Source organism: Candidatus Afararchaeum irisae (genome assembly GCA_034190545.1).
Lineage (GTDB): Archaea > Halobacteriota > Halobacteria > Halobacteriales > Afararchaeaceae > Afararchaeum > Afararchaeum irisae.
Genome location: JAXIOF010000005.1, coordinates 1 through 10,519 on the forward strand (window position 1 = coordinate 1; position 10,519 = coordinate 10,519).

Genomic DNA, 10,519 nt, shown 5'->3' on the forward strand with positions numbered 1-10,519 from the left:
GTTTCGTTGAATATCCGTTTGTGTCTATTAGAATGGTTTGGTGAGTAGTTTAACGGATTCATCCTGACCCTGAAGGGTCAGGTATTCTCCTGTGCTTACGTATAATGCTAATGCGTGTGGGTATACCGAGACTCAGGGTTGACTACCGAGCGAGCCTTTCGATGATAGGCACGGTTCTGAAGCTACTCGCCGTACCTCTTCTGATCCCGGTCGTCGTGGGTGTGATCTACGGCGACTCGTTGGTTCCCTTCTTCGTTACCATAGCCGTAACTCTCGTACTCGGGGAGTCGCTCGAACGTCTGAGTCCCGACGCCGACATGGGTAACCGCGAGGCGTTTCTGATGGTGCCTCTGACCTGGATCACTGTCGTAGTCATCGGTGCGATCCCGTACGTCGTAGAGGCTCACGGGATACCTCCCGTCTATCCGGCACCGTACCCCGGATCGAGCCTCGGAGACCCCGTAGACGCCGTCTTCGAGAGCATGAGCGGATTCACGACTACGGGAGCTACCGTGATGGAGTCGATATCGTTCGAGTCCCACTCGCGCGCTCTGATGATGTGGAGACAGGAGACCCAGTGGCTCGGCGGAATGGGTATAGTCGTCCTCGCGGTCGCTATACTCCCGAGGCTCTCAGTCGCGGGCGCACAGCTAATGGAAGCCGAGGCACCGGGTCCCGGAATCGAGAGGCTGACTCCACGTATAAAGGAGACTGCAAAGACACTCTGGAAGATATACCTCGGACTCACGGTTCTCCAGATAGGTCTTCTGTATCTCTTCTACCGACTTGGACATGCCCCCAACATGACACTCTACAACTCGGTGGCTCACGCCTTCACGACTCTCCCGACGGGGGGGTTCTCACCCGAGGCGAGGAGCATAGAGGCGTTCTCCCCCATAGCCCAGTGGATAATAGTGCCGTTCATGCTCGCGGCGGGTACCAACTTCGCCCTCTTCTGGTATCTCCTCAACCTCGACTTCGGTGACTTCTTCGGCGACGAGGAGTTCAGGTCGTACGTGGGTGTAACCGCAGCCCTGTCACTGATGGGAGCCGCTCTGATCTTCTTCGACCCGGGTCTCGAATCGGTCGACGGAGTGGGTTCGGTAGCCGGCGAGGTAGAGCCCGCATTACGCCACTCGGTCTTCCAGTTCACCTCGATAGTCACGACGACGGGATACGCGAGCATGGACTTCAACACGTGGGGATTCGGGTTGACGGTACTCCTCTTCATAGCTCTCTTCGTGGGCGGAAGCACGGGAAGTACGGGCGGCGCGATAAAGATAATGAGATGGGTCGTCGTGGTCAAGTCGATCAAGCGCGAGCTTTTCACGACGGTTCATCCCGAAGCTGTCAGACCCGTCCGTCTCTCAGGTAATCCGCTCGACGAACGCGCGATCCGTGGCGTCCTCGTCTTCGTGACGACCTACCTCGTACTCTTCTTCGTCGGTGTCTTCCTCGTCGCAGTCGACGCCTCGAACGCCGGAATAAACATTAGCCTCTTAGAGGAAGCCTCGGCAGTCGCCACGACGCTCGGAAACGTGGGACCCGGATTCGGAGCCGTGGGTCCGATGAACAACTACGCCTTCTTCTCCGACACGACAAAGCTGTTTATGGTCGTTCTGATGTGGGCTGGAAGACTCGAAATCATACCCGTACTTGTAGTTCTGACTCCGTCGTACTGGAAGTCATAAGCAAAAGAGACGTGTGAGGTCGGCGCGAATACACCGTATGTTCGGAACATCGGGTATACGCGGGGGTCTCGACGAGGTCTCACCCCATCTGTGTCTCAGACTCGGAAAGGCTGTCGGGAGTCTTTCGTCGAGAGTCGTCGTAGGACGAGACGGACGTCTCACGGGTGAATCTCTCAAGAACTCCTTAGTCGCTGGGTTAGAGAGTGTAAGAGCCGAGGTCGTAGACGTCGGAGTAGTTCCGACACACACGGTCGCGTGGGCGGCGCGCGAACATGAGAGTATGGGAGTGATGGTCACTGCTTCCCACAACCCGCCGGGAGACAACGGTGTGAAGGTCTTCGACTCTGACGGAACCGAGATAAGCCGCGAGACCGAGAGACGGTTAGAGAAGAGAGTCGGTGACAGCGACGTCGCCGAGCCGCGCGACTGGACTGAGTCAGACGAACGCGGCTGTTTGAGTGCCTATCTGAGAGACGCTCTCGACTACGTAGGTGAAGACGGGGACATCGATCTCAGAGTCGCGGTCGACTGCGCTAACGGCGTCGGTTCCCTGACTACGCTTCCGCTCCTGAGAGAGATGGGATGCGAGGTCACGGGGGTCAACGCCCAGATAGACGGTAGCTTCCCAGGACGTGAGCCGAAGCCGACACCCGACTCAGTCTCGGAGTTCGGTGACTTCGTCCGAGACGGAGACTTCGACTTGGGTCTCGCACACGACGGCGACGCCGACAGAGTCGTAGTAGTAGACGGTGACGGCGACGTAGTCCCCGAGGACGCAGTCGTGGCTGTCCTCGCTGACGACTACACGAATAGAGACGGAGGCACAGTAGTCACTACGCCGAATGCGTCGTCGAAGATAGACCAACGCGTCGACGGAGAAGTGAGACGGACACGTCTCGGGGGGCTCTCTGAGGCAGTCGACGACGACGTCGTATTCGCCGCAGAGCCGTGGAAACACGTCTTTCCGAAGTTCGGCGGCTGGATAGACGGAACCGTGAGTGCAGCCGAGGTCGTACGTCTCGTCGCAGAGGCTGGTGGAACCAACGCGCTCTTCGGCGACATACGGATCGCAGTCGAGAAGACCAACGTCGACTGTCCCGACGACGCGAAGCGGCAAGCCATCGAAGGCGTCAAGGAGAGGACGAGAGAGGAGTTCGGCTCCGAGGCGGAGATAGACACGTCTTACGGAGTCCGTCTCGACTTCGGGGGCGGCGACTGGGCACTCGTACGTCCGAGCGGAACCGAGCCGGTCGTACGTGTCTACTCCGAGGGATTCGAGTTAGAAAGAGTAGTCGAGGTCGTCGAGGAAGCTATTCGAGAGGCTCGAACTTAGTTCCGTAATGTATCATTCCTTCCTCGCCGTCCTGTCCTATACGTCTGAACGAAGTCTCGACACGGTCGCCTATCTCAACATCCTCGACGACCTGTCCCGTCATACGTGCTCCCTCGTCTAGCTCGACGACAGCGAGCGTGTAGGGCACGGTTCCCTCGTAGTCCTCTCCGGGATCGTGGACGCGCGTGTAAGAGACGACCTCTCCCTCTCCCGAGAACTCCTTCTCGACTATCTCGCCGTCCCTCCTGCAGTCGGGACACAGACTGCGCGGAGGGAAGTAGGCTGTGCCGCACGTCTTGCACTCTGTTCCTACGGTTCTGTAACGCTGGTTTATCTTTCTCCAGAAACGTGGTACTGTCATCTATCTACTGCCTCCTGAGTCTGAGTCTGAGTCTGAGTTCGAGTTCGAGAGTATGCTGACTACGGCTGTCGCGCCGGTTCCTCCGACGTTGTGGGCGAGTCCGACCTCGGCGTCTTCGACCTGTCTCCCGTCGGCTTCGCCCCTGAGCTGTGTCACGACCTCGGCGATCTGTCTCACACCCGTCGCGCCGAGAGGATGTCCGCACGCCTTGAGACCTCCCGATGGATTTACGGGTATACGTCCGTCGAGTCCTGTCTCGCCGTTCTGGGTAGCCTCGCCTCCCTTTCCTTTCTCGACGAATCCGAGATCCTCTACTGCAAGTATTTCTCCTACGGTGTACGAGTCGTGAACCTCGGCGAGGTCGACGTCGTCGGGATCTATACCCGCGGAGTCGTATGCGGTCTGGGCGGCGTGCTGTGTCGACTTGATACTCGTCATGTCGTCCCTGTCGTGGACTGAGAGTGTGTCACTCGCCTGTGCGGTCGCCTCGACGTAGACGGGATCGTCGACGAACTCCTCGGCTACGTCGGCGGAGGCGACTACTACCGCCGCCGCGCCGTCGCTTCCGGGCGAACAGTCGAACATCCTGAGAGGCTCCGACACATACGGAGTCGACTCGACTACCTCAGCGGGCACAGAGCTCTGGTACTGTGCGTACTCGTTGCCCTCTGCATTGGCGTGGTTCTTGACTGCGACCTCCGAGAGCTGTGACCTCGTCGTGCCGTACTCGTCCATGTGTGCCCGCGCCATCATAGCGTAGAGCGAAGGGACGTTGGCACCCTCGAAGACCTCCCACTCCCTGTCGGCGCTCCCGCTCAGGGCGTCGGTCGTCTCCTCGGCACCGAGGTCTGTCATCTTCTCGACACCGCTCGCGACGACGACGTCGGACGCGCCGCTCGCCACGTCGAGGACAGCCTGTCTGAAAGCGAGTCCTCCCGAGGCGTCGGCGGCTTCGACACGTGTCGCGGGTATGTGTTCGACCGCGAGTCCGGCGTAGTCGGCGATGAGCGCGGCGACGTGTTCCTGGTCTATGAACTGACCCGCGCTCATGTTTCCGCCGTAGAGGGCGTCTATGTCGTCTCCACCGACGCCCGCGTCTTCGAGAGCACGTACCCCCGCAGTCGTGAATATGTCTCTGAACGATCTGTCCCAGTGTTCGCCGAAAGAGGTCTGTCCGACCCCTATTACTGCTACGTCTCTTTCCATTCTTACTCCTCCTTTATCTTGCCCTTGTGCTTGGCGTACTCTCCGTAGTCGAGATACTCTACGTCGTCGGAGTCGATGATGTCACGCACGAGAGGTGCGCGGTCACGTCTCTCGATCTCCTCGGTGATATCGAGCGAGAAGGCGTCACTTCCCGCTCCCGATCCGAACGATGCTAAGAAGACGCGGTCGCCGGGCTCCGCCTCGTCTAAGACGGCGGAGAGTCCGACGAGCGACGCGCCGCTGTATGTGTTTCCTATCTCGGGTGTTAGGAGACCCGTCTCGTACTGTTCCTCGTCGAATCCTATCTTCTGTGCGACCTTGACGGGGAACTTACCGTTGGGCTGGTGGAATACGGCGTAGTCGTAGTCGTCCGTCGTCGTCCCGAGTCTGTCCATCAGCTTCTCGCTCGAACTCGTTATATGTCTGAAGTAGGCGGGCTCTCCCGTGAAACGTTCTCCGTGCTGAGGGTAACGCGCTCCCTCACGTCTCCAGAAGTCGGGGGTGTCGGTCGTGAACGACGCGGTGTCCTCGATCTTAGCCATCGCCTCGTCGTCGTCTCCTATAACGAAAGCCGCTCCTCCCGCGGCGGCACTGTACTCAAGAGCGTCCCTCGGCGCGCCCTGTGAGACGTCGGCGCCGATAGCCATTCCGTAATCTATCATACCCGAGTCGACGAGTCCCATACACGACTGTATCCCCGCTGTGCCTGCCTTACACGCGAACTCGAAGTCGGCGGCTGTCATGTCAGGTGTCGCGCCTATAGCCGCGCCGACTATTGTTCCCGTCGGCTTGACTGCGTAGGGATGTGACTCGCTTCCGGTGTATATAGCACCGATCTCCTCTCCGTCTACGTCGACACGTCTCATCGCGTTCTTCGCCGCCTCGGTGGCGATAGTTATGGTGTCCTCGTCCTCGTCGGGGACGCTCTTCTGTTTGACGTTGAGACCGTTCTTGATGACGTCTGGGTCGTCTCCCCAGATACGTGCTATCTCCTCAGCCTCTATCCTGTACTTGGGTACGTAGGCTCCGTAGCTTACTATTCCTGCCATTCGGTTACTCCTCCTCGTATCTGTTTATACGTGATATCATCTTACTCAGATCCATCTGTGTAACGCTCAGGTCTATTCCTTCTATACGTGCGAGACGGGGTGCTAGATCCGACATCTCGTCTTCGTCTATGCCGTGTAGTACGACGGCGCGCGGCTTGAGGCTCGTGACACGTATTGCGACGAGAGGACTCTCGCCGCGCGAGACACGTGTGAAGACGAGAGCGCGCTGTGTCGTCCAGCCGTAGAGACGCGTGAACTCGGCGTTCGAGAGACTGGTTATCGCCTTCACTGAGTCTATGACTGTGTGTCCTGCGAGTGTAGTGTCGTCGTCGGAGTCCTCGCTGGCTCTGTGAACCACGTCGGCGTCTATCGCGTCGTAGAAGTCATCGGCGTCGACGGGGGTCTCGTAGTCCCTGAGATCCTTTATGGCGTCACCCTCGAAGCCGGCTCCGAGAATACGTCTGTACCTCCGGAGTGTCTCGCCTCCGCGCTCCCTGTCAATCTCTATGAGGGCGTCGACAGTCCTCCTCACGACGTTCGCGCCGGGACTCTGACGTCTTCCGCTCTCGTAGTCGCTCACGACACTCACCGAGACGTCGAGCCTCTCGCTGAGCTCCGACTGTGAGACTCCGAAGTTCTCCCTCCATTTCCGGAGTGTAGATCCGGGGTCGTCGCTGAGTACGACCTCCCCCGCGATCTTCTCCGAGAGCTTAGTCTCGGGGTTCGAAGCCGCACGTGCATCGTCCGTCTCAGCCATCTATCTCAGAGTCACGTCTCTCTCATATATATGTAGCGAAAGGCGACGAAACGTGTTTCGACAGATGTCGAAAAAGTGTCAGGAGTTTTCGGGTCTGTCTCCCAAGGTCACCTCAACGGTCTGTTGCTCTCCATCACGTATGATAGTAAGTTCGACGGTGTCACCGGGACGTGTCTCAGTCGCGAGGTAGCTCGCGAGGTCTTCCGACGAGTCGACCTCCATTCCTCCGATTCCGACTATGACGTCTCCTCCGGTGGGCATCCTTCCTGTGGTCACACTCGACTCAAGGATGCCCTCAGAGGGTCCACCGTCGATTACATCGACTACGAGTACGCCCCTCACGTCGTTGAGCCCATTAGCGTCTGCGACAGCAGGGGTGACCGGCATAGTCGATACGCCGAGGTACGAGTGGCTGTAGTCTCCGTCTTGTATGAGTTCGGGGACGACACGGCTCACCATCTCGGGCGATATCGCAAAGCCGAGGTTGTCGCCCTGTTTGGCTCGGTTGACACCCACGACTTCTCCTTTGAGGTTTACGAGGGGACCACCGCTGTTACCCGGATTTATGGGAGCGTCTGTCTGTATGGCGTCGGGGATTGCGAAGCCTCCTCGCGTCCTCATCGACCTGTTGAGTCCGCTGACTATGCCGTGTGTGACCGATCCCTCGTAGCCGAGGGGATTTCCGAGGGCGAGTACGACCTGCCCCCTCTTAGGATCGGAGGACGCGACTGGTAGTGGGTCGGCGTAGGCGGGAGGATCGTCGACCTTAAGTACGGCTAAGTCAGTGTAGACGTCGGCTCCGACGACCGACGCGCGTCTCCAGTCATCCCTGCTGTATCTAACCCAGACCTGATCGGAGTCCTGTACTACGTGCTGGTTGGTAACTATATGTCCGTTGTTGTCATATACGAATCCCGATCCCTGACCCGAGTTAGTCGACGCTAAAGAGCCGACACGTATCGAGACGACCGAGTCTATCGTGGAGTTGTAGACCGACGAGTAGACTTCCGACGGGCTTCCCGTGATATTTACTGAGACCGGTGTCTTAGGTCGCGTGTCGGCTCCGGCTCCCTCGGGCGACTCCGAGGGCGATGACGACGGAGACGCCGGCGCATTCGGCGACTGAGGCGCGGCGGTGTTTACGACGCCGAAGACGACGCCGAATATAACCACTATTACGACGGCTCCGCCTATCTTTGATTTCGTACTCATTTGCGTCTAAGTAGACGGCTTCGGAGAATAAGGCTGTTGGTAGATGGGTCTAGGAGTCCCCGTCGGTGTCGGAGAACTCGTGTCCACAGTTGGGACACGTATGAGTATGTGTCTCGTCGTTCTCCTCACGCCGAAGCTCGCGGCTCGACTCTGCGATCTCCCTCATGGCGTCGGTTATGCGATCCTCGGCTTCCTTCTCTCTGTCGACAGAGACGCGCGCGCCCTCGACCTCCAAGAGGAAACGTGCGGTCTCGGTAGACTCATAGACTATGTCGTCTATCTCGTCGGGCTCGAAGAACTCCGACATAGCTCCGTAGAGGAAGGTCGCACCCGACTTACGTACCTTGTCCTCAAACGACTTCCTCGCCTCGTTTACCGCCTGTGGCGAGTAGGTGTCTGTCATGAAAGGGACGAGATCGGGAAGGTTCTCGCCTATGAGTGTCATCTCGATCCCCGTCTCAGTCCTGAAGTCGGAACACAGACGCGCTATTGCCCACTCGCGCGCCGTGATATATGTGCGGTCTCTCAGGAACTCGTTTACCCTGTCGTACTCCGACTCCTCGACCTTCTTGAAACGGTCGTACTTGTCTATCTCGTCGGACTCCATTGCCATTACAGTGGACTACTCCGTCTTCGAACTTAAAGACCCGCGCTCGGACTCCCTCATTTCTCTATCCTGCGTCTGTGTAGCTCGACGGGTATACCGCCGGCTTCGAGTAGCCGACTGTGGAAGTCACGCGCGCTGAGATCGGTACCGTCGGCGAGGTCAGCGAGGAGTCTCCTGCCGACTGTGAACGAGACGCCGTTTCCGGGGTTACGGCTGTAGGCGACCGCCTCTGACCACGCAGCCTCGGGGTCGAAGCCCGCCTCGTCTACGAGGTAGTCGGCGGCTTCGTCGACTGTCATCTCTCCCCTGCTGAGTCTCATGTCGACTACGGCACGGCACGCGTTTCTGATCCTCTTCTCCGCCGAGACGAGACGTAGACCCTCGGCAGTCGCTCCCGTATCGAGTTCGTCGACGAAACCCGACTCTATCACAGTCTGTGCGGCGTATCCCCTCCATCCCTCTACGAAGTCGTCTCCGAAGCTGTTGAACCTTCCTGCTAAGCCGTAGACGGCTGACTCGTTGAGAGACGAGTAGACCTGCTGGAGATGGTGTCCGGGAAAGACGTCCGAGAAGACTGTGTAGGCGATCTCGGAGACGTTGTGAAACCTGAGCATCTCGGGATCTGCGGGTGGTGAGACGTAGTAGACTGCGTCTTTCTCGCCGAATGGTGTCGGCTCTACGTAGCCAGAGTCACCTATGAGTGGACGGAGACGTTCGGGAGTCTCGGAGATACGGAGGCTCGACTCGGGGACGTCAGCGAAGTCACCGTCTGTGAGACGGTACGCGGCGTCGGCAGTTCGTCTGTACTCGTCTATGACTCCGTCAAAGGTCTCGGGATGGTCGGACTCAACCGACTCGACCGCCTCGTCGAAGGATGGCGCGTCAATCTCCGAGACAGCGTCTCTCAGATCCTCGTCCGCCGCCTCTATCTCTGACTCGGATATCTCGATGACCTCCGAACTCGGCGGCAGGTAACGGAGTTCGAGGAGACGGTCGAGCTTTTCCTCGCCGACCGGGTCGTAGCTACGTGTGTCGAGCGACTGTAGCCAGTCACGGTAGTCGTCGACAGCGTCGATGACGTCCTGTGAGTTCGCACTTATCCTGTAGGCGACGTCCTGTCTCTCTATGTCGCCGGCGTGGTCTGCTATAAGCTGTAGGAGACCCGGAATCTCAGCACACGCCTCGATCTCGGATGCGACCCACTCGTCGACGGGATCGGTCAGACGGCTCTTCGTCTCTTCTATGTAGTCGGGGCAGTCTTCGAGACGGTCGGCTATCCTCTCGAGACGTTCCTCGAAGGGAGCGAAGTCACGCACGAAGAGGGGATAGATCAGCGAGACCACGCCGTCGACCGCCTGTGGGTCGGACTCCCAGAGACGTAGCTCGTCCATCTCGTAGATGTCGTATTCGAGGCTCGACGCGGCTATCTCAGCCTTTAGGCTGTCATCAGGGTTCGCACGTATCTCCTCTAATACGTCCTTGGCGTCCTCTATCTCCCCGAGGACTGAGTCACGGCTTCCGTCGGGAACCTCCGAGTCATAGTCGTGGACGCCTAAGACTGTCGCCATGTGAGGGTTACGTTCGAGTACACGGTCGAAGTAGTCGGAGACCACGGCTTCGGTTTCGGTTTCGGTCTCTGTCTGTGTCTGATCGTCTGATTCTGTCATTGACGTAGAGTCGGGACGCGGCGACTTGTAAACTGTGTCTATATCTACAGGCGGAGCAGGCCGAGTGCCTCGGAGTCTTCAAAAAGCAGAGCTTTTTGGGATACGGAAAATCAAAGATTTTCCTTGACTTGACCCCGAGGGTGAAGGCCGTAAGCCCCGTTAAACGTGTTCCGTTCGCTCGATATACTGCTCAATCGTGTCGGTCGAAACATCTCCTGCCGTTCCCACGTAATATGATTCCTCCCAGAACCCACCGCCCCACAGGTACTCCTCCAAGAACGACTCGTGCTGTTCCCACACCTCACGCGCAGTAATGCTCTTGACCGTTCGCACAATCTCACTCGGCGCGTGTCGTTCGAGAATCGAAGATTATCGTGATGACGACAGTATCTCGTAGCCGTACTCGTCGCACACGTCGCGGAAACTCGCTTCCAGCGATTTCTCGATTGGTTCGAGTATCGCGTGACGGTACTGAGCGGGATCGGAGATCCCGCGAGGTACGCAAATCTTCGATTTGCTTGACTTCGGACATTGCAAATCGAAGATTTGCAAGCAGTCAATCTCCGATTGACGACACCACACGAAGTGGTAGTTGACGTTGTACACCGTGTGGTTCGACCGCTTCTCGCCCATACC

The 10,519-nt window shown here is 58.3% G+C and carries 8 protein-coding genes and 2 pseudogenes; 2 read left to right on the forward strand and 8 right to left on the reverse strand.

Translation table 11 applies throughout. From position 1 onward, the window contains the following. Positions 1-110 precede the first annotated feature (110 nt). Entirely contained in the window at positions 111-1,691 is a 1,581-nt protein-coding gene (locus SV253_01040) for a TrkH family potassium uptake protein (protein MDY6774672.1), read from the forward strand. Between the two features lie 37 nt (positions 1,692-1,728). After that, positions 1,729-3,024 carry a phosphomannomutase gene (locus SV253_01045; GenBank protein ID MDY6774673.1) on the forward strand — a complete coding sequence of 432 codons (1,296 nt, stop codon included), beginning with the start codon at positions 1,729-1,731 and terminating at the stop codon, positions 3,022-3,024. On the opposite strand, the gene SV253_01050 is transcribed toward SV253_01045, so the two are convergent. The 8 genes and pseudogenes from SV253_01050 to tnpA form a co-directional block, all read right to left on the reverse strand. After that, the gene (locus SV253_01050) at positions 3,002-3,385 is read right to left on the reverse strand and encodes a Zn-ribbon domain-containing OB-fold protein (GenBank protein MDY6774674.1); all 384 of its coding nucleotides are present in this window, start codon (positions 3,383-3,385) and stop codon (positions 3,002-3,004) included. The genes SV253_01045 and SV253_01050 overlap by 23 nt on opposite strands. Further along, on the reverse strand, positions 3,386-4,591 hold the full coding sequence (locus tag SV253_01055; GenBank protein MDY6774675.1) for a thiolase domain-containing protein: 1,206 nt from the start codon (positions 4,589-4,591) through the stop codon (positions 3,386-3,388). Positions 4,592-4,593: 2 nt separating this feature from the next. After that, positions 4,594-5,640 carry a hydroxymethylglutaryl-CoA synthase gene (locus SV253_01060; protein ID MDY6774676.1) on the reverse strand — a complete coding sequence of 349 codons (1,047 nt, stop codon included), beginning with the start codon at positions 5,638-5,640 and terminating at the stop codon, positions 4,594-4,596. Between the two features lie 4 nt (positions 5,641-5,644). Then, on the reverse strand, positions 5,645-6,397 hold the full coding sequence (locus SV253_01065; GenBank protein MDY6774677.1) for a helix-turn-helix domain-containing protein: 753 nt from the start codon (positions 6,395-6,397) through the stop codon (positions 5,645-5,647). Positions 6,398-6,475: 78 nt separating this feature from the next. Then, the gene (locus SV253_01070) at positions 6,476-7,609 is read right to left on the reverse strand and encodes a trypsin-like peptidase domain-containing protein (GenBank protein MDY6774678.1); all 1,134 of its coding nucleotides are present in this window, start codon (positions 7,607-7,609) and stop codon (positions 6,476-6,478) included. A 49-nt stretch (positions 7,610-7,658) separates the two neighbouring features. Next, positions 7,659-8,207 (reverse strand): annotated as a pseudogene (locus tag SV253_01075) (DUF5806 family protein). 65 nt (positions 8,208-8,272) lie between these two features. After that, the gene (locus tag SV253_01080; GenBank protein ID MDY6774679.1) at positions 8,273-9,883 is read right to left on the reverse strand and encodes a DUF885 family protein; all 1,611 of its coding nucleotides are present in this window, start codon (positions 9,881-9,883) and stop codon (positions 8,273-8,275) included. 159 nt (positions 9,884-10,042) lie between these two features. Further along, a pseudogene (gene tnpA / locus SV253_01085) lies at positions 10,043-10,516 on the reverse strand (IS200/IS605 family transposase). Positions 10,517-10,519 lie beyond the last annotated feature (3 nt).

Excerpts from the sequence above, each read along its gene's own strand:
- SV253_01065 (MDY6774677.1), bottom strand. The coding sequence starts at position 6,397 with ATGGCTGAGACGGACGATGCACGTGCGGCTTCGAACCCCGAGACTAAG.
- SV253_01050 (MDY6774674.1), bottom strand. The coding sequence starts at position 3,385 with ATGACAGTACCACGTTTCTGGAGAAAGATAAACCAGCGTTACAGAACC.
- SV253_01060 (MDY6774676.1), bottom strand. The coding sequence starts at position 5,640 with ATGGCAGGAATAGTAAGCTACGGAGCCTACGTACCCAAGTACAGGATA.
- SV253_01045 (MDY6774673.1), top strand. The coding sequence starts at position 1,729 with ATGTTCGGAACATCGGGTATACGCGGGGGTCTCGACGAGGTCTCACCC.
- SV253_01055 (MDY6774675.1), bottom strand. The coding sequence starts at position 4,591 with ATGGAAAGAGACGTAGCAGTAATAGGGGTCGGACAGACCTCTTTCGGC.
- SV253_01040 (MDY6774672.1), top strand. The coding sequence starts at position 111 with ATGCGTGTGGGTATACCGAGACTCAGGGTTGACTACCGAGCGAGCCTT.
- SV253_01080 (MDY6774679.1), bottom strand. The coding sequence starts at position 9,883 with ATGACAGAATCAGACGATCAGACACAGACAGAGACCGAAACCGAAACC.
- SV253_01070 (MDY6774678.1), bottom strand. The coding sequence starts at position 7,609 with ATGAGTACGAAATCAAAGATAGGCGGAGCCGTCGTAATAGTGGTTATA.